Source organism: Actinomyces sp. W5033, assembly GCF_051303165.1.
The window spans coordinates 167,424-189,296 of record NZ_JBPPGD010000003.1 but is presented as its reverse complement, the minus strand read 5'-3'; the positions used below and the strand labels follow the sequence as shown (position 1 = coordinate 189,296).

Here is a 21,873-nt window from a genome sequence, read left to right as displayed (position 1 = left end):
GGGCTCAGCCCTTGACGGCGCCGGCGGTGGCGCCGCCGACGATGTACTTCTGCAGGTACTGGAACAGGGCGATGACCGGGATCATCGTCATGACGGCGCCGGCGGCGAACAGGCCCAGGTTGTTGGAGCGGTCGCCCGAGAGCATGCCGTACAGGCCCACGGCGAGGGTCTTCTTGGAGTCGTCGGTCAGGAAGATCGACCCCAGGAGGAACTCGGAGATGATGCCGACGAAGGCCAGCAGGAAGGTCGTGGCCAGGATCGGCTTGAGCGAGGGCAGCAGGATCTTGGAGAAGACCTGCCAGTGGGTGCAGCCGTCGAGGATGGCGGCCTCGTCCAGGGACTTCGGGATGGTGTCGAAGGTCCCCTTGATGAGCCACACCTGGCCCAGGGCGCCGCCCATGAGGGCCAGGCAGTATCCGGTGAGGGTGTTGAGCCCGATGCCCGGGATGATCGTGCCGATGTCGGAGATCATGTTGTAGATGGCGATCATCGACAGGGTCGCCGGGAACATCATGATGAGCAGCAGGGCCAGCAGGCCGCCGCGACGGCCCTTGAAGCGGAAGCGGCTGAAGGCGTAGGCGGCCAGCACCGACAGGAAGATCTGTGCGGCGGCCACGACGGCGCACACGATGAGGGTGTTGGCGTACCAGCGGATGAAGGGCCCCTTGGCGCCGGACAGCAGCGTCTCGTAGTGCACGAAGGACACCTGCGTGGGGATGACGCTCGTCGAGGCGACGGTTCCCACCGGGTTGAGCGAGGCACTGATGACGTACAGCACCGGGAATGCGGCGAAGGCCAGGGCGATGACGCCCACCAGGTGGCGCCAGCCGATCTCCGCGAACCACCGTGAGAAGGACATGTGGTTCTGCGCCAGGGGCTCACCGGGCGTCGTCGTGGTGGAGGCCGGTCGTCCGGCCGCGTTGCGGGTGGTCATGGTCGTACTTCCTTCCGGGCCTCAGTTGACGTCCTCGAGCGCACGGGTCGCCCGGAACTGGATGGCGGCGAGCACGCCGGTGATGACGAACAGGATGACGGAGACCGCCGAGGCGAAGCCGTAGTCGGCGCCGGAGCCGCCGAAGGCGATGCGGTAGACCACGGAGATGAGGATGTCCGTGCCACCGCGGATGTACTCGCCCTCACCGAAGGGACCTCCGCGCGTGAGCAGCTGGATGGCGTTGAAGTTGTTGAAGTTGAAGGCGAAGGTGCTCACCAGCAGCGGGGCGACCGAGACCAGCAGCAGCGGGGTGGTGATCCGCGTCGTGGCCTGCCAGCCGTTGGCGCCGTCGATCCGCGCCGCCTCCTTGAGGTCCCCGGAGATTGACTGCAGAGCGCCGGTGCACACGATGAACATGTACGGGAAGCCCATCCAGGTGTTGGTCAGCAGCACGGCGACCTTCGCCCAGGTCGGGTCGCCCAGCCAGTTGATGCTCAGGTGAAGGGCGTTGTTGATGAGGCCGAAGTCCTTGTTGTAGAAGTTCGACCACACGAGCAGGGAGATGAAGCCGGGCACCGCGTAGGGCAGCAGGAGGAAGGAGCGGTAGAGCTTCTTGCCGCGCACGCGGTCGTCGTTGAGGGCCAGGGCCAGGAAGTAGCCGACGAGGAAGGTCAGGACCATCGATCCAGCGGCGAAGACCAGCGTCCACACGAAGGCGCCACCGAGCTGCTTGAGCAGGGAGGTGTTGGTGAACAGGTCCCTGAAGTTGGCCATCCCGACGTTCTGCAGCCAGGACTGGGCCAGGCGGTTGCCGTTGGCGTCAACGAAGTACTCGGACTTGCCGACCTTCTGGACGGTGTAGGTGTTGCCGGTGAGCGTGTCGGTGATGGTGTCGGTGGCCTCGTCGTAGACCATCGTCTTGGTGCCCTCGAAGGCGTTGCGCACGCCCTGGACCTTGATGGCTGAGTCCCGGGAGACCGACAGGGTCAGGGCGCTGATCGCCTCGTAGTTGTCGTTGATCTGCTGGGGCGTCAGGAGGCTGTAGCCCTCGGCGGCGGTGACGAAGCCGTCCGTGACGGTCACGTCACCGGGGGCGGCGTGGCGCACGGTCTCGCCGTCGGCCCCGAAGAGCACCTCGTGGGTGTCCGGGTTGACCAGGAACAGGGAGTAGGGGCCGTCGTCGGCGGTGCCGGTGGTGGCCACGGTGAGGTTGTAGATGGGGGAGTCGGCGGTCTGCTGGACCGAGTTGTTGGTGATCGCGGTGATCGCCTCCTCCTTGGTCCCCCGGAAGCCGTCACCGAAGTTGGTGAAGGCGGTCTGCACCGTCAGCACGATCGGGATGATGAGGAAGACGGCCAGGAAGAAGGTCCCCGGGAAGACGTACTTGGCGGGGACGAAGCGCTTGGTGGAGTACAGGGCGAAGATCGCGAGCGTGGCCAGGACGACGACGGTGAGCCACATCCACATCTGGAACTGGATGAGCAGGGGGACGAGGTAGATCGCCACGGAGAGGGCGGCCCCGAGGACGAGGACGCGACCGAGCAGCGAACGGATCGTCGAGGTCCTCTCCTTCGGGCCGCTCGCGTTGGTGAGGGCGGACGACATTGTCTGTTCCTTTCCGTGCCGTCGGCGCGGGCACGCAGCGGCATCGATGGTCAGGGAGGGGTGCCCGCTCGCGGGCGCAGGGCAGGTTCCGGGCCGTGGGCACGGCCCGGTCGGGACGCAGGAAGGCCGGGGCCGGTGCGTGCGCGCACCGGCCCCGACGCCGCGGGGCTCAGCCCGCGATGGCTGCCTTGATCTGCTCGCCAGCACTCGTCATGGTGCTGACGGGGTCGGAGCCGCCGACGATGTTGGCCTCGGCCTTGCCCAGCGGGGACCAGATCTCCGACATCTCGGGGATGGAGGGCATCGGGTCGGCGTTGTCGCTGGCCAGGGTGGCGAAGGTGACCATGTCAGGGTTGCTGACCCTGAGCTCCTCGGCCAGGTCCTTCTGGACCGGTGGCAGCTGGTTGAGGTCGAACATGGCGCGGGTGATGGTCGTGTCCTTGAGGACATCGGTGACGAAGGTCTGGGCGAAGGCCGCGTTCTTGCCCTTGGAGGCGACGTAGAAGGCGTTGACGCCCGCGAAGGGGTGGGCCTCGCTCATCCCCTCGAAACCGGGGATGCGGGTGATCTCGTAGTCGATGCCGGCCTTGACGACGTCGGCCAGGGCCCAGGGGCCGGAGACCAGGTACGGCGCCTTGCCCTCGGTGAACAGGGAGATCGCGTTGTCGCCGGTGATGGAGGTCCTCAGCACGCCTGCGGCCCCGAGCTCGCCGATCTTGGCGGCGGCTGCCAGGGAGCCCTCGGCGCCGACGCCCAGGTCCTGCGGGTTGAGGGAGCCGTCGGCGTTCTTGCCGAAGAGGTAGCCACCGCCGGAGGTGTACAGGGGCTGCATGTGGTAGGCGTCGCCGGCCTCGCCGACGGGCAGCGACAGGACGGCGTCGGTGCCCGCCGCCTGGCCGGCCGCCACGAGCTCCTCGATGGTGGCGGGGGCGGTGACGGAGGTCAGGCCCTTGTTGACGAACAGGGCCAGGGTCTCCACGGCGTAGGGCACCGCGTAGGTCTGGCCGTCGTAGGCGACGGCGTTGAGGCCGACCTGGGCGATGTTGGCCTTGGCCGCCTCGGACAGCGTGACCGGGGAGATGGAGCTGTTCTGGACCAGGTTGCCGATCCAGTCGTGGGCGCCCATGACGACGTCGGGGCCGTTGCCGGCCTGGTTGGCGGTGATGAAGGTGGACTGCAGCTCGTTGGCCACGGTCTGCACGGCCACGGTGATGCCCTGCGCCTGACCCCACGCGGTGGCGGCCGCCCGCAGGGAGTTGGCCTTCTTCTCGTCGGCCCAGATGACCAGGTCGGCGTCGGGGTCGCGCACGAGGGCGCCGTCGGAGGCAGCAGCCCCGGTGGAGTCGGCCCCTGCCGAGGTGCTGGAGCTGTCGGAGCCGCCGGAGCAGGCGGCTGCGGCGGTGAGGGTGGCGGCGATGGCCGTGAGGGACAGGAAAGACCTGCGGTTGAGTGACACCGTGATTCTCCTTCGAATCAGAGATGGGGGAAGGTCCTGCAGTGCAAACAATGTAACGTCGCTGTGCAAGACCTGCACCCTGCAAGGGTATGAGCAGCCTACACGCCGGGGTTGCGGCCGTCACGCGCCCCGGCTCAGGCGACGGTTGCCGCGTCCAGCCACACCGTCGTCGTCGGCGGCACCACGACCCTGCCGTCCGCCTGGCCCAGCCCCTGCGAGGACAGCAGCACCTCGGCGTGCTCCGGCAGGAGCACCGGATCCGCCGTCGTGTTGACCAGCACGAGCACGTCCCTCACGAGCATCGTGAGGGCCTGCCGGGCGCACCAGTCCAGGCCCGTGACGAAGGCGAGGGGGGCGGAGGCCAGACGGCGCTGACCGCGCAGCCACGTCGCGTGGCGCACCGTTGCCAGGGGCGAGCCGAACAGGGCTCCCTGCGTGGCCGCGTGCTCGTTGACGAGGTCCTGGACCTCCCGCGGCGAGGAGGGCCGGAGCACGTCCGGCAGCGAGACCTCGTCACCCTGGCGCAGGTACACCGAGCCCGGCAGCGCCAGCAGCAGCGCCTGGAGGGCCAGCGCCCGGCGCTCACGCACCCCGGGCGGGGTGAACCAGCGCCGTCCGTCGCCGGGGTCCGTGGAGGCGTCCAGGACGTGCCCGGGCAGGCACCGCCACACGGGCGGGGCACCGAAGCGGTCGTGCTCGGCCAGGGAGCGGGTGAGACGGCGGGTCATCGAGCCGGCGTCCCAGCGCACGAGCATGAGCGCGTCATCGCGCAGGTGGTGCAGCCAGTCCTCCTGGAAGTGGTGATGCCAGGTCTCGGGGTAGTCCGCGGAGACGTCCGCCCCCAGCACCCCGTCCTCCGTGTAGGAGGCCAGCAGGCCGTGCAGGACGTTGAGGTGCTCGGTCAGCTGGAGCAGGTCGGTGTCCTCGGCCACCTCCGGGGGCATGATGATGCCCAGGTCGATCCCGTCCGCGCCCGCAGCGAGGAAGGCCTCCGCCCGCTCGAGCAGGCCGTCGCCCTCGCGCTCGCGGCCGACGACGATGCGCCGCTCCTCACCGGCGTGCGGGCCCGTCACCGGCCCCAGCGCCCCCGAGATGCGCAGCAGCAGGCGCAGCCCGCGCTCATGGGCCGCCTGCGCCAGGGCCGCCAGCGCCGAGGAGCCGGCGGGCACGTCCACCAGGCTCGGCCGCATGAGGACGGTGTCGAAGCCGAGCGAGCGCACGTGGTCGAGCACCCCGTGCATCTGCTCCAGGTCCTCGGCGCCCAGCTCGGGGGAGACGATCTCGTACACGAGGGCCTTGCGCCACCACTCCAGCGGACCGTTCTGCACGCGGTGGACGAGAGTCGTCGTGGTCGTCACGCGAGCCGCTCCCTTCTCTCCGGGCCGTAGCCCGCAGCCGGGTCCCTTGGCCGCCGGGTCCGGACACCGACGGGACCGGCTGCCTGAGGGCATCCGGGGAACCCCACCGTCATAGTAGCGTGCCCCTGCGTAGGCTTGGACGCATGTCAATACCTGAGCCCGCAGGTGCCCTCGCCAGCAATGAGGACGCCGGTGACCTCGTCGGCTACCGGGGCCACGACGTCGAGCGCTACGTCCCCGAGCCCGCCAAGAACCCGCAGCGCACCCCCTTCGAGCGCGACCGCGCCCGGGTGCTTCACTCCTCGGGCCTGCGCCGCCTCGGCGCCAAGACCCAGGTCCTGGGGCCCTCGAGCGACGACTTCGTGCGCACCCGCCTGACGCACTCTCTCGAGGTGGCCCAGGTGGGCCGGGCGATCGGCCAGGCGCTGGGCTGCGACCCCGACGTCGTTGACACCGCCTGCCTCGCCCACGACCTGGGCCACCCGCCCTACGGGCACAACGGGGAGAAGGCCCTCGACGTCGTCGCCGCCTCCATCGGCGGCTTCGAGGGCAACGCCCAGACCATGAGGCTGGTCACCCGCCTCGAGCCCAAGAGCCTCGACGCCCAGGGCCGCAGCGTCGGCCTCAACCTCACCCGGGCGAGCCTGGACGCCATCGCGAAGTACCCGTGGCCCCGGGGCGGGGGACCGGGCGGGCCCGAGGGCGTGAGCGCGCGCAAGTACGGCTGCTACGACGACGACATGCCCGTCTTCACCTGGATGAGGCAGGGCGCCCCCGCCCACCGCCGCTGCCTCGAGGCGCAGGTGATGGACCTGTCCGACGACGTCGGTTACTCCGTGCACGACGTCGAGGACGCCATCGCCCTGGGGCGCATGGACCCCGGGGCCGTCACGGCCGAGGCCGAGGCGCAGGCCGTCATCACCGCGACCCGGGACTGGTACGGGCCGGCCGCCAGCGCCGACCGTCTCGCCGCAGCCTGGGAGCGCCTGACCGGCACCGGCTTGTGGCTCCGCTCCTACACCGGCTCGCCCCGCGACGCGGCAGCGCTCAAGAACCTCACGAGCCAGCTCATCGGCCGCTTTGTCTCCGCTGTCGCCGTGGCCACGCGGCAGGCCTTCGGTGACGGCCCCCTGTCACGCTACGACGCGGACCTCGTCGTCCCGCAGGACACGGCCGACGAGATCCTCGTGCTCAAGGGCGCGGCCGTGCGCTACGTCATGGCGCCGCGCGAGCACGAGCCGGTCTACCTGCGCCAGCGCACCGAGCTGTTCGACCTCGCCGACGCCCTCATCGAGTCGGGCGACCGCCACCTCGAGCCCGTCTTCGCCCACGCCTGGCGCGAGGCTGACGACGACGCCGGGCGCCTGCGCGCCGTCGTTGACCAGATCGCCTCCCTGACCGACACCTCCGCACGCCAGTGGCACGCCCGCCTGTGCGGCATGCTCTCCGAGCTCTGAGCACCGTCCACAGCCCCCAGGGCCCCGGGCGGCGCCTGGGCGCACCCGTCTAGGATGGGCGCATGGCGGGACTCATCAAGCGCGAGGACATCGATGCCGTGCGCGAGCGCGCCAGGATCGAGGACGTCGTCGGCGAGCACGTCACGCTCAAGAGCGGCGGCGTCGGCTCCCTCAAGGGGCTGTGCCCCTTCCACGACGAGCGCACCCCCTCCTTCCACGTCCGGCCCCAGCAGGGCCTGTGGCACTGCTTCGGCTGCGGTGAGGGCGGCGACGTCATCACCTTCGTCCAGAGGATCCACCACCTGGGCTTTTCCGAGGCCGTCGAGTACCTGGCCGGGCGCGTCGGTGTCCAGCTGCGCTACGAGGAAGGCGGCGGCCAGGTCCGGCGCGCCGTCGAGCCCGGCACGCGCCAGCGCCTGCTCGAGGCCAACCGCGTCGCCGAGGAGTGGTTCCGCGCCCAGCTCAGTCCCTCCAACCCGGCTGCCGCCGACGCCGGCAGGTTCCTGTTCGGGCGCGGCTTCGACACCGCGGCCCTGGCGCACTTCGGTGTCGGCTACGCCCCCGCCGGCTGGGACGGCCTCGCCCAGCACCTGCGTGCGAAGGGCTTCACCGAGAAGGAGCTCGTGGCCTCCGGCCTGTGCGGCCAGGGCGGGGCGGGAGGCGGGCGTGTCTACGACCGCTTCCGCGACCGCGTGATGTGGCCCATCCGCGACGTCACCGGCGCCACCGTCGGCTTCGGCGGCCGGCGCCTGTCCGATGAGGACCCGAGCGTCCCGAAGTACCTCAACACCCCGGAGACCGCCGTCTACCACAAGAGCCAGGTCCTCTACGGCCTGGACCTGGCCAAGAGGAGCATCGCCCGGGACCGGCGCGTCGTCGTCGTCGAGGGTTACACGGATGTCATGGCCGCCCACCTGTCCGGTGTCGAGTGCGCCGTCGCCACCTGTGGGACCGCCTTCGGCGAGGACCACGTGCGCATCGTGCGCCGCCTGCTGGGCGACGCCGCCGACCCCTCCGCGGGGGTCCTCATGGGCAACCGGGTGCGCGGCGGGGAGGTCATCTTCACCTTCGACGGCGACGCCGCGGGGCGCAAGGCCGCCCTGCGGGCCTACGGCGAGGACCAGCACTTCGCCGCCCAGACCTTCGTCGCCGTTGACCCCAACGGCCTGGACCCGTGCGACGTGCGCCTGCAGGAGGGCGCCGACGGCATCGCGCGCCTGCTTGAGCGGCGCAAGCCCCTGTTCGAGTTCGTCATCCGCACCTCGCTGGCCTCGGTGGACCTCGAGACGGCCGAGGGGCGCGTGCGGGGCCTGCGTACCGCCGCCCCGGTGGTCGCCGGCATCCGCGACCGGGCGCTGCGCCGTGAGTACACCCGCAGGCTTGCCGGCTGGCTCGCCCTGCCCGAGAACGAGGTCCGGGGCGCCGTCCAGGCTGCCGAGCGCCGCGGAGGCGGCCCCGCGCCCCAGGAGGACCACCCCGGCCCCGGCAGCGGGCCGGGTCCCGCCCTCCCCCCCGCCCAGGACAGCGTCACGGCGCTCGAGCGCCAGGTCCTGGCCGTCATGGTCCAGATGCCGCTGGTGTGCTCGCGGGCGGGCGCGGACGCCATCGCGCCCGCAGCCTTCGTCACCCCGGTGCACCGCGCGGTGTTCGAGGCCCTGGAGGCTGGAGGGGGAGTGGACCGTGCCGAGCAGGAGGTCCAGGCGCTCACCGCGGGCGGGGCTGGACGTGAGGCGGTCGAGCGCACGGCCGTGAGCCGCTGGGTCGCGCAGGTCCGGCTGGGGGCGGCCCCCGAGGTGGACCGGGCCCTGACCGCGCTGGCGGTGGTCGAGCTGCCCCTGGCCCTGCGCCGCGACGCCAACGGGGTGGTGGACGGGCCCTCCGTCGAGCGTTACGCGCGCGAGGTCATCACCTCCCTGGCCCGTATGGACGTCAACCGGCGCCTGACCGAGCTGCGCGGGCGCCAGCGGCGCATGTCGCCCGAGGACGAGGGCTACCGTGAGGTCTTCGAGGAGATCGTCGGCCTGGAGAACCGGCGCATCCAGCTGAGTGCAAAGGCCTGAGCCGGCAGGAGCGGGCGTGAGGGCGCCGACGGCGGGTGACAACGCTGTGGGCCCTGGCACCGTGGGCCCTGCCTCAGCCGGGGCCGGGCGACCAGTGGTCCCCGGGCACGGAAAACGCCCCGGCCGGTGGGGCTGGGGCGTCCCGCACAGAGTGAGGCCCCCACCCGGAAGGGTGAGGGCCTCGAAGGGCTCCCGCGGCTGGACTCGAACCAGCAACCGTTCGATTAACAGTCGAGTGCTCTGCCATTGAGCTACGCGGGAATCGCGCTGGGCGCGGGTAGAACTCTAGCAACCGCGCCCGTGGGCGTCGAATCGTCCGAGCTCACCGCAACGGCGGAATCCCGCGAGAATCAATCTGTGTGGGCAGCCCCACACCGTCGTTCACGCGGCGCAGGAGCTCGGTGACCTCCTGCGGGAAGGCCGCCACGCCCTCGGCCTGTGCCTGCGGCTCCAGGACGGTGTACAGCCCGCTGTCTGGCGCCCGGCGCACCGAGGCCGTCAGCCGCACCCCACTGGGCAGGGTGGTGGACACGTGGTGGACGATCGTGGCCTCGACCCGCTCGCGCAGGGCCCGCAGGAAGGGTGCCTCGTCCACGTCGCGCACCTCCTCGAGGGTGCCGTGCGCATCCGCCCCCACCTCGTAGCGCAGCACCGGCGGCACCGGCACCCGCCGGTCGGCGCCCTCGCCGAGCAGGCGCAGGGTGAGCACGCGCTCCTGGGCGTCCCAGGAGCCGCGGGTCAGGCGGTCCCAGGTCAGGCGGGCGGGCAGCGGGGCGGCTGCGGCGTCGGTGGTGCCGACGGCCAGGAGCGCGGCCGGGGTCGCCACCAGCCAGCAGGAGCCCTGCTCGCTGGCCGGCACCGCTCCCAGCACGCGTGTGCCCCGGGGCAGGGCCCTCATGGCCGCCTGCGGTGGGACGGCGGTGGCACGAGCCCTGCGTGAGGGCAGCAGACGGGGCAGACGGGGTGCGGGCACGCGCACAGGCTACCGGCGCCCGGCGTGCTCCCGGGGCGCACGTGCGAGGATGTCCCCATGGCACATCGCGACATCCGCATCATCGGCGACCCCGTCCTGCGCACGCAGTGCGACTGGATCACTGACATCGACGGCTCCGTCAAGCAGCTCGTCGAGGACCTGCTCGAGAACGTCGACGCCGAGGGCCGCGCGGGCCTGGCCGCCAACCAGATCGGCGTGAGCCTGCGCGCCTTCTCCTGGAACATCGACGGCGAGATCGGCTACATCCTCAACCCCCGCATCCAGGAGCTCGACTTCGATGAGTACCAGGACGGCGACGAGGGCTGCCTGTCCGTGCCGGACCTGTGGTACCCGACCAAGCGCGCCTGGTACGCGCGGGCCGTCGGCACCGACCTGGACGGCAAGGAGGTCGTCGTCGAGGGGGAGGAGCTCATGGGCCGCTGCATCCAGCACGAGTGCGACCACCTCGACGGCCACCTCTACCTCGACCGCCTGGACCGACGCCACCGCGCCCAGGCGATGAGGGACCTGCGGGCCAAGGGGCTGTAAGGCGCACGCGGCGCCGTCCCCGCCCGGGACGGCTGCGTGGGCGGGCGTGCCGGGTGGACCGGTGCGCCCGCCCACGTCATACTGGTGGCGCACGCCGCGTGCGTCATGAGGACCGCTGGTCCGGCTCGAGGACGTTGGGGAAGACGACTCTCGAACCACAGGAGGCGATCCGTCGTGAACGGTGCTTACACCCGCGGTGTCCTTTTCGTGCACTCCGCACCCCGCGCGCTGTGCCCGCACGTCGAGTGGGCCGCCGCCGAGGCGCTGGGTGCCCGGGTGCACCTGGACTGGACCGAGCAGCCCGCGGCGCCCGGCATGATGCGGGCCGAGGCCAGCTGGGTCGGGCAGGTCGGCACCGGGGCGCGCCTGACCAGCGCCCTGCGCGGTTGGGCGAACCTGCGCTACGAGGTGACGGAGGAGGCCTCGCCCGGTACCGACGGCGGACGCTGGTCCCACACCCCCGACCTCGGCATCTTCCACGCCCAGACGGACGCGCACGGCAACGTCGTCGTCCCCGAGGACCGTGTGCGCGCCGCCCTCCTGCACGCCGACGAGCCCGCCGTCATGCGCCGCGAGCTCGACCTCGCACTCGGCCAGGCCTGGGACGACGAGCTCGAGCCCTTCCGCTACGCCGGGGCGGGGGCCCCCGTGCGCTGGCTCCACCGGGTCGGCTGATCCACCTGCCGCGAGGACACTGGGCAGGCGGCCTCCCGGCTCAGGCCGTGAAGGCCAGGGCCACGTCGTGGCCGCCGAAGCCGAAGGACGTGCTCACTGCCACCCGCACCCCGGGCGCCTGGCGGCCGCCGGGACCCACGACGTCCAGACCCGTGGCCACGACCTGCGGGTCGATCCCCCCCGGCAGCAGCGTCGGCGGCAGCCACCCCTCGACCAGCGCCATGACGGCGAGGACCGCCTCGAGGCCTCCCGCACCGCCCAGCAGGTGCCCGGTGGCGGACTTCGTGGCAGAGACCGCGGCGGACGGGACCGTGCGGGACAGGACCTGGGCCTCGACCACGTCGCCGGCAGGCGTCGAGGTCGCGTGGGCGTTGACGTGCCCCACCTCGGCCGGGTTGATACCGCCGCGCTCCAGGGCCAGGCGCAGGGCCCGCTCCTGCTGGGCGCCGCTGGGCTCGGGCCGGGCGACGTCGTAGGCGTCAGCGCTCACCCCGGCACCCGCGAGCACCGCCAGGACCCTGGCACCGCGCGCGGCGGCGTGCCCGGCCGCCTCGAGGACGAGCACGCCCGCCCCCTCGCCCAGGACGAAGCCATCGCGGTCCGCGGCGAAGGGCCGTGACGCCGTCGCCGGGTCGTCGTTCCGCGTCGACAGGGCCCTCATCGCCGCGAAGGCCGCCACCGTCATGGGGTGCAGGGCCGCGTCCGTGCCGCCGGCGACGACGACGTCGGCCCGGTCCAGGGCAATGAGGTCCGCTGCGTAGGCGATCGCCTCAGCCCCCGAGGCGCAGGCTGACACGGGCGCGTGGATGCCGGCCCTGGCCCCCAGCTCGATACCGACCGTGGCGGCGGGAGCATTGGGCATGAGGGCGGGCACCGCCGTCGGCAGGACCCGCCGCGGGCCGCGCTGCCTCAGGGTGTCCCAGGCCTCCATGACCGAGAGCACCGGCCCCATGCCGGGCGACAGCGACACCGCCAGGCGCTCGGCACCGGCACGTGCCGCCAGGGCCTCGCCACCGGCCTGCGCCCAGGCCTCGCGTGCGGCCAGCAGCGCGCACTGGCTGGCTCGGTCCAGACGGCGCAGCTCGCGCGGCGTGAGCACGGTGGCGGGCTCGACGGCAAGCGGTGCCGCGACCCTGACGGGAAGGGCGAGGGCCTCGGCCCAGTCCTCGTCGATGGCGCGCACGGCGCTGCGCGAGGCGCGCAGCGCCTGCCAGGTTCCGGTGACATCGCCCGCGAGCGGGTTCGTGGTCCCCAGACCGGTGACGACCGCGGTGCGCGGTGCCAGCGTGGCGGCGTCGATCACCCCGGCCTCAGCCCTTGAGGGAGACGACGAGCGCGACGAGGGAGCCGACCGTGGGCAGGGTCGGGATGAGCGAGTCGTCCAGCGTGACGCCGAAGCGCTCCTCGACCTGGGTGGCGATGGTGAGCAGGCCCAGAGAGTCGATGTCGAGGTCGTCGGCGAAGCGGGAGGCCTCACTCACCTCGCTCACGTCCACTCCGGCCTCCTGCGCGGTGAACTCGAGGACGGCGCTGAGGACGTCGGTGCTGGTCTCATCTGCCATGGTGGCTCCTTCGGCTGGGCGGGCCCGTGAGGGCCCGGCAGGGGCTGGACGCCGTGCCCGGGGCCCGGCGCGTCGGGCGGTGCGCCCGGTCCGGGACGATTGTCCCTCATCGTCGGCGGTGCGCGTGACCGCCCGCGCCCTCAGCCCAGCCGTGTGACCGCAGCCCCCGGCAGCCCCCGCCGGGCCAGGCCGGCCAGGGCCGCGGCAGGGGCCAGCACCACGGCCTGATCGGTGCCCAGGGCGAGCAGCCGCTCCTGGACGAGGTCCCAGCGCACGGGTGCCGTCAGCTTGCCCGCCAGCGCCTCGAGCAGCGCGCGTGAGGAGGTCCCGGCCGGGTGCAGCGCACCGGTCGCGTCGTCCACAACAGTCCGCTGCAGGGCACGCTCAGGCAGGTGGCTGACCTCCTGCGCCAGCGCCGGCGCCGCCCCCGCCATCGCGGGGCTGTGGAAAGGGCCGGCGACCTCGAGGGGCACGAGCCGGGCGCGGGCGGGCGGCCGCAGGCGCGCCAGGGCCTCGAGGGGCCCGGAGGCGACGACCTGCTGCGCGCCGTTGACATTGGCCACGGTGAGCCCCGCGGAGGCGATCTCGGCGAGCACGGCCTGACGCTCCCCGCCGACGACGGCGGTCATCGAGCCCCGGCGGGTGCCGTCAGCGGCGGTGCAGCAGGACTCCATCGCCCGGCCTCGCACGGATGCCAGCCTCACCGCCTCGAGCGGGCTGAGCGCGCCCGCCAGGGCGAGGGCGGTGACGGATCCCAGCGAGTGGCCGGCGACCACGGTTGCCGGCTGCGCTCCGGCAACGGCCACCTGCGTGCTCGCAGCCGGAAGGAGCAGCCCCGCGCGCAGCGCGCTCAGCAGTGACACGAGGACGGTGAGCGGCTGAGCCACGTGCGTGCCGAGCGGCTCGTCGTCGGGGCTGCCGGCACGCTGGCCCACCAGCGCGCTCAGGTCGAGGCCGCAGACGCAGCCCACGTCGCTTACGAGCTGGTCCATGGCCCGCGACAGCGCGGCCGACCCGGCCTGCTCGGGTGGCGGGGCGCTGGGGGTGAGCCCGGGCAGCAGCGTCTGCAGGCTCGCGCCCTGCCCCGGGCACAGGATGGCGCGCACCCTCAGTCCTCCCGCCGTGCCGCCAGCCGTCCGATGATGACCGCCATGTGGAGCATGAGGCCGTCACGGGCGTCGGTGGCGTCCCAGCCGACCTGCTCGGCGACCCGTCCCAGGCGGTAGCGCACCGTGTTGGCGTGCACGAACAGGGCCCTCGCCGTCGCCTCGAGGCTGCCTCCCAGGGCGAGGTAGGTCGCGACCGTCTCCTCGAAGGGCTCGCCCATGGCGTGCAGGGGCGCGCCGACGAGGGCGGAGATCTGCTCGACGGCGAGCTCGTCACCGTTGAGCAGCCGCTCGGGCAGGAGGTCGTCGGCGTGGACGGGGTTGGGTGCCTGGGCCCACCCCGCCCGGGCGCTGAGGCCCGCCAGCGCAGAGCGCAGCGAGCGCCCTGCCTGGGCCACGCCCGCGACGACGGGACCGATGACGGCAGCACCGCCCAGCCGCTCGGCCACCTGGACGGCGACGCGGTCCAGGGCCCGCTCGGGCGTCTCACCGGGGACCTGGGAGGACACCGAGCCGCCCAGGATGATGATGACGGACTCGCCCCGCACGGACACGAGGCAGTCGGAGGTGACCTGGCGGCAGTGGTGCCGCAGGCGGGAGACTGCCAGGGCGTCGAGCACCGCCCTGGCGGCGACGGCGAGGACGGGGCCGGTCCCGGACCAGCCGGCGGAGCCGGCCCGGGTGGCGGCGTCCTCGGGGGAGTCGTGGAGCATGGCGTCCACCGCCACCGACTCCAGGCGCGCGTCCCAGGCGCCACGTGCCTCGGCAGCACGCGCGTAGACCTCGGCGGCGGCGAAGCCGACGTCGCGCCCGAAGGTGAGCACGAGGATCGTCACCCGGTCCTGCATGTCCTCGGGCACGGCCTGCGGCGCCTCCTCGACGACGACGTCGAGCACGGTGCGCACGAGCGCGAGCGTCTGCTCCAGGGTGATCGTGCCGGTCAGGGCGGCGGGGGCGTCGGAGAAGATCTGGGAGGGGGCGACGGCGGTCTGCGGGGTCTCGACCATGTCCACGAACATCGTCACGCCCAGGCGCGCGACCTTCTCGATCTGGCGGCGCTGGGCCTCCGGCAGGGTGCGGTACCAGGGGTGGGCGGAACTGATGCGGTCGATGGAGTGCTCGATGATCGGGTCCTGCGCCCGGCGCAGGGCCGCCACCGCGGGCAGGCTCAGCTCGTTCATGCCGACATCGTAGACAGCAGCCTTGTAGGAATGCCACAACCCGGCCCTGGTGGCTGCAAGCCGATAGGCTTGCCGGCGCCGCCCGTGCACGGGCCGCACCGAGTCGATGACGCGCGCCGCGGGCGCGGACAGGAGGGACGACGATGTCTCAGGCCACTCGTACCGAGGAGGACCTGCTCGGCCAGCGGCAGGTCCCTCTGGAGGCCTACTGGGGGATCCACACGCTGCGTGCCTGTGAGAACTACAGGATCTCCGGCAGCACGGTCGGTGAGGAGCCGGCCGTCGTGCGCGGCATGGTCCAGGTCAAGAAGGCGGCGGCGCTGGCCAACCGGGAGCTCGGCACCCTCAGCGGTGAGATCGCCGACGCCATCGTGTGGGCCTGCGACCAGGTGCTCCAGGCCGGCCGCTGCATGGACCAGTTCCCCATCGACGTGTTCCAGGGCGGCGCCGGCACCAGCATCAACATGAACACCAACGAGGTCATCGCCAACCTCGCCCTGGAGCACCTGGGCTACGCCAAGGGTCGCTACGACGTCGTCAACCCCAACGACCACGTCAACAAGTCCCAGTCAACCAACGACGCCTACCCCTCCGGCTTCCGGCTGGGGCTCTACGCGCGCGTCGAGGAGCTGGTCGCCGAGCTCCTCAGGCTCATCGACGCCTTCCACTCCAAGGGCCTGCAGCTCAAGGACGTGCTCAAGATGGGCCGCACCCAGCTCCAGGACGCCGTGCCCATGAGCCTGGGCCAGGAGTTCGAGGCCTTCGCCGTCCTGCTTCAGGAGGAGGTGGTGCGCCTGCGCAACAACTCGGCGCTGCTGCTGGAGGTCAACCTGGGGGCCACGGCCATCGGCACCGGGCTCAACACCCCTCCCTCCTACCCGCAGACCGCGGTGCGTCACCTCAGGCAGATCACCGGCCTGCCCGTCCAGGGCGCCGCCAACCTCATGGAGGCCACGAGCGACACGGGCGCCTACGTGTCCATGCACGCCGCGATCAAGCGCCTGGCCGTCAAGCTCTCCAAGATCTGCAACGACCTGCGGCTGCTGTCCTCGGGGCCGCGCGCGGGGCTCGGCGAGATCCGCCTGCCCGAGCGGGCGGCGGGATCCTCGATCATGCCGGCCAAGGTCAACCCGGTCATTCCCGAGGTCGTCAACCAGGTGTGCTTCAAGGTCATCGGCAACGACGTCGCCCTCACCTTCGCCGCCGAGGCCGGCCAGCTCCAGCTCAACGTCATGGAGCCGGTCATCGGGCAGACGAGCCTGGAGTCCATCCGTCTGCTGACCAACGCGATGCGTACCCTGCGCGAGCTGTGCGTCATCGGGATCGAGGCCAACGAGGAGGTCTGCCGGCGCCACGTGCTGTCCTCCATCGGGATCGTCACCTACCTCAACGAGGTCATCGGCCACCGCAACGGCGACCTCGTGGGGCGCGAGTGCGCCCGCAGCGGCCGCAGCGTGCGCGAGGTGGTCCTTGAGATGGGGCTGCTGGACGAGCGGACGCTGGACGAGCTGCTGAGCCCGGAGAACCTGCTGCACCCCCACTACCGCGACGCCCGCTACTACTCGGGCTCCGACCCGTCGGTGCCCGCCGCCGAGGTCAGGAGCTGAGCCCCCGGGAGGGGACTGGGCACCCGAGGGACGGGACGGCCAGGGGCCCGGACCGGCACGCGGCCGGTCCGGGCCCCTGAGCGCGTCCTCGGGCGGTGCCGCCCGGATCAGGCGTCGCCGGCGTCGGAGCCGGAGGTGCCGGCGTTGACGTTGGTCAGGTCGTAGCGGGCGATCGCCTGGGAGACCACGGAAGCGTCCACCTTGCCCTCCCGCGCCAGGGCCTGCAGCGCCTTGGTGACGACGGAGGCCGAGTCGATGAGGTAGTGGCGGCGGGCCGCCTTGCGGGTGTCGGAGAAGCCGAAGCCGTCCGCACCCAGCACGTGGTAGGAGCCGGGCACCCACGGGCGGATGAGGTCCTGCACGGCGTGGTCGTAGTCGCTTGTGGCGATGACGGGGCCGTGGCCGACTCCCAGCGTGCGCGTGAGGTACGGCACCCGCTGGTCCTCGGGGTTGAGGAAGTTGTGCCGCTCGACCTCCAGGGCCTCGCGGCGCAGCTCGCCCCAGGAGGTGACGGACCAGACGCTGGCGCGCACGCCCCACTGCTCGGCCAGCATGTCACGGGCCTCCATGATCCACGGCACCGCGATGCCCGAGGCCAGGAGCTGGACCTCGGGGCCGTCTCCGGCAGGGGCGCTGGCGATCTGGTGGATGCCCTTGATGATGCCCTCGACGTCCACGTCCTCGGGCTCGGCCGGCTGGTGGATCGGCTCGTTGTACACCGTGAGGTAGTACATGATGTTGCGGTTGCGGGTCTCGTCCGGGCCGTACCAGCGCTGGAGCCCGTCGCGCACGATGTGGCGGATCTCGTAGGCGTAGGCCGGGTCGTAGGCGGCGAAGGCCTCGTTGGTCCAGGCGATGAGCGGCGAGTGGCCGTCCATGTGCTGGGTGCCCTCGCCCTGGAGGGTCGTGCGGCCCGCGGTGGCGCCGATGAGGAAGCCTCGGGCGAGCTGGTCGCCCGCGGCCCAGAACTGGTCCGCCGTGCGCTGGAAGCCGAACATCGAGTACAGGATGTAGACGGGGATCATCGGCTCGCCGTGGGTGGCGTAGCTGGTGCCCGCGACCTGGAAGACGGCGGCGGAGCCGGCCTCGTTGATGCCGGTGTGCATGAGCTGGCCGGAGGTGGACTCGCGGTAGGACAGCATCATCTCGGCGTCCACCGGCGTGTAGTTCTGGCCGAGGGTGTTGTAGATCTTCTTCGTCGGGAACAGGGACTCCAGGCCGAAGGTGCGCGACTCGTCGGGGACGATCGGCACGATGCGCCGACCGATGCCCTTGTCCTTGACGAGCTCCTTGAGCAGCTGGACGAAGGCCATCGTCGAGGCTACCTCGCGCTTGCCCGAGCCACCCTTGAGGACGTCGTAGGCCTTGTCCCCCGGCAGGTCGAGGACCTTGCCGTTGTCACGGCGCTCGGGCACGAACCCGCCGAGCTGGCGGCGGCGCTCGAGCATGTACAGCAGCGCCGGGTCGTCGTCGGCCGGACGGTAGTACGGCGGCATCTTCGGGTTGGCCTCGAGCTGCTCGTCCGTGATGGGGATGTGCAGGCGGTCGCGCAGGCCCTTGAGGTCGTCCAGCGTCAGCTTCTTCATCTGGTGGGTGGCGTTGCGGCCGGCGAAGTGTGAGCCGAGCAGGTAGCCCTTGACGGTGTGCGCGAGGATGACCGTCGGCTGGCCCTTGTGCTCGGTGGCGGCCTTGTAGGCGGCGTAGACCTTGCGGAAGTCGTTGCCGCCGCGCTGCAGGGCCCAGATCTCGTCGTCGGTCCAGTCCTTGACGAGCTCGGCGGTGCGCGGGTCGCGGTTGAAGAAGTGCTCACGCACGTAGGCGCCGTCGTTGGCCTTGAAGGACTGGAAGTCGCCGTCGAGGGTCTCCATCATGAGGTGCTCGAGGGCATGGTCCTTGTCAGCGGCGAAGAGCTGGTCCCAGCCGCGGCCCCACATCACCTTGATGACGTTCCAGCCCGCGCCCCGGAAGAAGGCCTCGAGCTCCTGGACGATCTTGCCGTTGCCGCGCACGGGCCCGTCGAGGCGCTGGAGGTTGCAGTTGACGACGAAGGTGAGGTTGTCGAGCTGCTGGTTGGCCGCGAGCTGGAGCATGCCGCGCGACTCGGGCTCGTCCATCTCGCCGTCGCCGAGGAAGGCCCAGGTGCGCTGCTGGGAGGTGTCCTTGATGCCGGCGCCGTGCAGGTACTTGTCGAACCAGGCGTGGTAGATCGCCTCGGCGGGGCCCAGGCCCATGGAGACGGTGGGGAACTCCCAGAAGTCGTCCATGCGGCGCGGGTGCGGGTAGGAGGGCATGCCGCGGCCCTGGGAGGCGGCCGGGTGCGAGTACTCCTGGCGGAAGCCGTCGAGGTCGTCCTCGCTCAGGCGGCCCTCGAGGAAGGCGCGGGCGTAGTTGCCGGGGGAGGCGTGCCCCTGGAAGAAGACGTGGTCGCCGCCACCCGGGTGGTCCTTGCCGCGGAAGAAGTGGTTCATGCCCACCTCGTACAGCGTCGCCGTCGAGGCGTAGGAGGAGATGTGGCCGCCGACACCGACGCCGGGGCGCTGGGCGCGCGTGACCATGACGGCGGCGTTCCAGCGCAGCCAGCGGCGGTAGGTGCGCTCGGTGTCCTCGTCTCCGGGGAAGTAGGGCTCGTCCACGACGTTGATCGTGTTGACGTAGGGGGTCGTCGTCTGCGTGGGCAGGTTGACGTTCTTCTTGCGCGCCTCGGCGAGCATCGACAGGAGGATGAAGCGGGCGCGTGGGGCGCCCTTCTCCTCGATGAGCGCGTCGAGGGAGTCACGCCACTCCCTGGTCTCCTCGGGGTCGTTGTCGGTGACCTTGGTCAGGAGGCCGTCGATGAGCGGCGTGGAGTCGCTGGTCGGGCTCACGTGTTCCCTCTTTCCTCGCGTCGGTGCTGGGTGGCTCGGGTGGTGGTCGGTTGTGGGTCGTCCCTGGTGGCTCAGGGCGCGACCGGACGCGGCCGCGATTGACTGTGCCTACTAATCTACGGCCTTCTGGAGGGCGAAAGACGTCGAGACTGGGAAGAAAGTCCCATGTGGCTTGTGAGGTCGGGCACGCGCACAATCCTAGGTGATCCCCCTGCGGTGGGTGCGGGCCGTCCACGCTCCTGTCCTCACTTGCACACCGGTGCCCTCGTGCCGTGGACTTAGGGCGGGGACCGCGACCGCGGCGCCCGCAGCCACGCACCAGGGACCGCCGGTCCAGGAATCGGAGAGACACAGTGACGACCAGAGCGGGCGCGGCCTTCGGCTTCGCCTCGGGCCTCATCATCCAGGAGTTCGGGTACGACGACGACGTCGACCAGGCCCTGCGCCAGGCCGCCGAGACCGAGACCGGCACCGGACTCGTGGACGAGGACTACGAGGACGTCGCTGACTCCGCCATCGTCTGGTGGCGTGACGACGACGGTGACGTTGACGACCTCACCGACCTCCTCGTGGACGCCCAGGCCAACCTCGACGGCGACGGCGTCATCTGGGTGCTGACCCCCAAGGCCCGCACCACGGGCGCCGTGCCCGCCGGGGACGTCGAGGAGGCGGCCCGCACCGCCGGCATGCACGCCACCAGCGCCGCCGCCATGGGGGAGCGCTGGAGCGGTATCCGCGTCTCCAGCCGCAGGCGCTGAGGGCGCCACGTGCCCACCGCGGCGCGGGAGCCGGTTAGCCGACCCCGCACCCAGGACCTGTAGCTCAGCTGGTAGAGCAACGCGCTTACACCGCGTCGGTCGTCGGTTCGAGCCCGGCCGGGTCCACTACGACGGCCATGATGCGGCGGTCCGCCACCTCATGGCCGTCGCGGACGAGATCAGTCCTCGATGAGGACGATGCCCGCGTCGGCGAAGCTCCTGCGCGTGCGCCGCGAGGCGCCCACGAGCCGCACGCGCCCTCGCCGGCTCCTACGCCGGCATGGTCACGACGGCCTCCCTGCTGGTTGCCGACGCGCTCGCGGACTCGCCCCGGATCGACCTCATCGTCGCCCCGGGCCGTCTGCGCCACGGCGAGTACGCCCTGACCGGCACCGCGACCCACGAGTTCCTGCGGCGCATGCACTTCGACGTCGCGATCCTGTCCTGTGGCGGCATCGACGCCTCAACGGGGGCCACGGACTTCACCTTCGACGACATCGACATCAAACGCACCGTCGCCGCCTCCAGCCAAGCCGCCTACGTCGTCGCCGACTCGGCGAAGTTCGGCGTCGTCGGCAGCTACACCATCGGCTCCTGGCACGACCTGACCGGGCTGGTCACCAATATCCGCCCGCCCGAGGGCATCAGCACCGCGATCGCACGCGCCTGCGGGCGGATGGTGGTCGCGGGCGCCGCCGCCGACGCCGGAGGGCGGCCGGGCGGGGACGAGGCACGTGCCGCCGGCGCTTACTGGGGACCGCGGGCACTCGGGCGCACTGCGGCGCCCTGACCGCGCGCCAGGCCGACGACGACGTCGACCAGATCCGACAGCCCCGGGTCCTCGATGGGGAAGTGGCCGCACTCGCGCAGCACCACCAGCGTGGCCGGGCCGGCGGCCCGGGCCAGGACCCGGGCACTGAGGTCGAGCGGCGTCCACGCGTCCCGGGCCGGGTGCACCAGCGTCACCGGTGTGCGGTTGTGCTCGGGCGGGGTGTGGGCGAAGCGCAGGTAGGAGGCCAGGAACCCCAGCGGGACCCGGGCGCCGCCCCCACGCGGGTCGATGGCGCACAGGCGCGACAGCGCGGGGTCGCGGCTCATGCGCCCCAGGTCCGCCACGGCACTCATCGGCACCATGGTGCGCGCCGCAGCGCCTGCGACCAGGCCCGACAACGGCCCGCCCAACAGCCCCAGGCCGCCCACGCGGGTCATACGGGCGCGGGCGCGCCAGTCGCCCGGGTCGAGCAGGCACGTGGCCGCCACCGCCGCCACATGCGGCGAGCGGGCCGCGACCTCGTAGGCGAGAAGACCGCCGATGCTCGCACCCCACAGCACCAGGGGCCGGTGATCGCGCTCGACCTCGACGAGCTCGACCAGAAGATCCACCCAGTGCCCGTAGCGCACGGCCGCCGGATCCGGTGAGCGCGTACGCCCGTACAAGGGCAGGTCGACGGCGCACACGTCCACACCACGGTGGGCCACGAGCGCGGCGAGCGGCCACAGCGCCCCACTGTGCCCGCCCGCCCCGTGGACGACGATGACACGGGCCGGTGACTCGGGTCTGCGCGCACGCGCGAGGTGCACGTCGTGGCGGCGCCACTGCCACCACGTGGACTCGGGCGTCAGCCGGGCGGCGCAGCGCAGCCCCTGCGGCAGGAACCTGGTGTACGAGTTGGGCGTCATCGCCCGACACTATCCGCACGGGCCGGCCGGGCGCATCGGCCCGGCGGG

At 72.0% G+C, this 21,873-nt stretch carries 17 protein-coding genes, 2 tRNA genes and 1 pseudogene; 8 read left to right on the top strand and 12 right to left on the bottom strand.

What is annotated here, in order from left to right:
* Positions 1–4: 4 nt before the first annotated feature.
* From ACSJJR_RS03355 to ACSJJR_RS03340, 4 genes are all read right to left on the bottom strand, one after another.
* Positions 5–934: a sugar ABC transporter permease gene (locus ACSJJR_RS03355; RefSeq protein ID WP_435942056.1), complete on the bottom strand. Its 930-nt coding sequence runs from the start codon at positions 932–934 to the stop codon at positions 5–7.
* Between the two features lie 21 nt (positions 935–955).
* Entirely contained in the window at positions 956–2,539 is a 1,584-nt protein-coding gene (locus tag ACSJJR_RS03350; RefSeq protein WP_435942054.1) for an ABC transporter permease subunit, read from the bottom strand.
* A 169-nt stretch (positions 2,540–2,708) separates the two neighbouring features.
* A complete protein-coding gene (locus tag ACSJJR_RS03345; RefSeq protein ID WP_435942053.1) occupies positions 2,709–3,995 on the bottom strand; it encodes a sugar ABC transporter substrate-binding protein in 1,287 nt (428 codons plus the stop codon).
* 134 nt (positions 3,996–4,129) lie between these two features.
* Entirely contained in the window at positions 4,130–5,353 is a 1,224-nt protein-coding gene (locus ACSJJR_RS03340; protein ID WP_435942051.1) for a glycosidase, read from the bottom strand.
* Between the two features lie 143 nt (positions 5,354–5,496).
* Between ACSJJR_RS03340 and ACSJJR_RS03335 the strand changes: the two genes are divergently transcribed.
* Both ACSJJR_RS03335 and dnaG read left to right on the top strand, forming a co-directional pair.
* Positions 5,497–6,810: a deoxyguanosinetriphosphate triphosphohydrolase gene (locus tag ACSJJR_RS03335; protein WP_435942050.1), complete on the top strand. Its 1,314-nt coding sequence runs from the start codon at positions 5,497–5,499 to the stop codon at positions 6,808–6,810.
* A gap of 62 nt (positions 6,811–6,872) precedes the next feature.
* A complete protein-coding gene (gene dnaG / locus ACSJJR_RS03330; protein WP_435942048.1) occupies positions 6,873–8,870 on the top strand; it encodes a DNA primase in 1,998 nt (665 codons plus the stop codon).
* Positions 8,871–9,059: 189 nt separating this feature from the next.
* On the opposite strand, the gene ACSJJR_RS03325 is transcribed toward dnaG, so the two are convergent.
* Both ACSJJR_RS03325 and ACSJJR_RS03320 read right to left on the bottom strand, forming a co-directional pair.
* Positions 9,060–9,131, bottom strand: a tRNA-Asn gene (locus ACSJJR_RS03325).
* Between the two features lie 61 nt (positions 9,132–9,192).
* Positions 9,193–9,843, bottom strand: a complete 651-nt coding sequence (locus ACSJJR_RS03320) for a hypothetical protein (protein WP_435942046.1) — start codon at positions 9,841–9,843, stop codon at positions 9,193–9,195.
* Positions 9,844–9,900: 57 nt separating this feature from the next.
* On the opposite strand from ACSJJR_RS03320, the gene ACSJJR_RS03315 reads away from it, so the two are divergent.
* Positions 9,901–10,392 carry a peptide deformylase gene (locus ACSJJR_RS03315; RefSeq protein ID WP_435942045.1) on the top strand — a complete coding sequence of 164 codons (492 nt, stop codon included), beginning with the start codon at positions 9,901–9,903 and terminating at the stop codon, positions 10,390–10,392.
* Between the two features lie 174 nt (positions 10,393–10,566).
* Entirely contained in the window at positions 10,567–11,067 is a 501-nt protein-coding gene (locus ACSJJR_RS03310; RefSeq protein ID WP_435942043.1) for a DUF3145 domain-containing protein, read from the top strand.
* A 40-nt stretch (positions 11,068–11,107) separates the two neighbouring features.
* Here the strand turns inward: ACSJJR_RS03310 and ACSJJR_RS03305 are convergent, their stop codons facing one another.
* The 4 genes from ACSJJR_RS03305 to ACSJJR_RS03290 form a co-directional block, all read right to left on the bottom strand.
* The gene (locus tag ACSJJR_RS03305; protein ID WP_435942042.1) at positions 11,108–12,370 is read right to left on the bottom strand and encodes a beta-ketoacyl-[acyl-carrier-protein] synthase family protein; all 1,263 of its coding nucleotides are present in this window, start codon (positions 12,368–12,370) and stop codon (positions 11,108–11,110) included.
* A gap of 7 nt (positions 12,371–12,377) precedes the next feature.
* A complete protein-coding gene (locus ACSJJR_RS03300) occupies positions 12,378–12,629 on the bottom strand; it encodes an acyl carrier protein (protein ID WP_435942040.1) in 252 nt (83 codons plus the stop codon).
* 140 nt (positions 12,630–12,769) lie between these two features.
* Positions 12,770–13,735 carry an ACP S-malonyltransferase gene (locus ACSJJR_RS03295; protein WP_435942038.1) on the bottom strand — a complete coding sequence of 322 codons (966 nt, stop codon included), beginning with the start codon at positions 13,733–13,735 and terminating at the stop codon, positions 12,770–12,772.
* Between the two features lie 2 nt (positions 13,736–13,737).
* Positions 13,738–14,916, bottom strand: coding sequence for a PucR family transcriptional regulator (locus ACSJJR_RS03290; RefSeq protein WP_435942036.1), 1,179 nt, complete (start codon positions 14,914–14,916; stop codon positions 13,738–13,740).
* A gap of 143 nt (positions 14,917–15,059) precedes the next feature.
* On the opposite strand from ACSJJR_RS03290, the gene aspA reads away from it, so the two are divergent.
* Positions 15,060–16,523 (top strand): aspartate ammonia-lyase, encoded by a 1,464-nt coding sequence (gene aspA, locus ACSJJR_RS03285; RefSeq protein ID WP_435942034.1) that lies wholly within the window; start codon positions 15,060–15,062, stop codon positions 16,521–16,523.
* 107 nt (positions 16,524–16,630) lie between these two features.
* On the opposite strand, the gene aceE is transcribed toward aspA, so the two are convergent.
* Positions 16,631–19,387 carry a pyruvate dehydrogenase (acetyl-transferring), homodimeric type gene (aceE, locus tag ACSJJR_RS03280; protein ID WP_435942032.1) on the bottom strand — a complete coding sequence of 919 codons (2,757 nt, stop codon included), beginning with the start codon at positions 19,385–19,387 and terminating at the stop codon, positions 16,631–16,633.
* Positions 19,388–19,740: 353 nt separating this feature from the next.
* Here aceE and ACSJJR_RS03275 point away from each other — a divergent pair, with 353 nt between their 5' ends.
* The 3 genes and pseudogenes from ACSJJR_RS03275 to ACSJJR_RS03265 form a co-directional block, all read left to right on the top strand.
* Positions 19,741–20,145: a DUF3052 domain-containing protein gene (locus ACSJJR_RS03275; protein WP_435942031.1), complete on the top strand. Its 405-nt coding sequence runs from the start codon at positions 19,741–19,743 to the stop codon at positions 20,143–20,145.
* 53 nt (positions 20,146–20,198) lie between these two features.
* Positions 20,199–20,271, top strand: a tRNA-Val gene (locus ACSJJR_RS03270).
* Between the two features lie 136 nt (positions 20,272–20,407).
* Positions 20,408–20,935, top strand: a pseudogene (locus ACSJJR_RS03265) (DeoR/GlpR family DNA-binding transcription regulator); the annotation flags it as partial.
* On the opposite strand, the gene ACSJJR_RS03260 reads toward ACSJJR_RS03265, so the two are convergent.
* Positions 20,893–21,825 (bottom strand): alpha/beta hydrolase, encoded by a 933-nt coding sequence (locus tag ACSJJR_RS03260; protein WP_435942030.1) that lies wholly within the window; start codon positions 21,823–21,825, stop codon positions 20,893–20,895. The pseudogene ACSJJR_RS03265 and the gene ACSJJR_RS03260 sit on opposite strands and share 43 nt — an antisense overlap.
* Positions 21,826–21,873 lie beyond the last annotated feature (48 nt).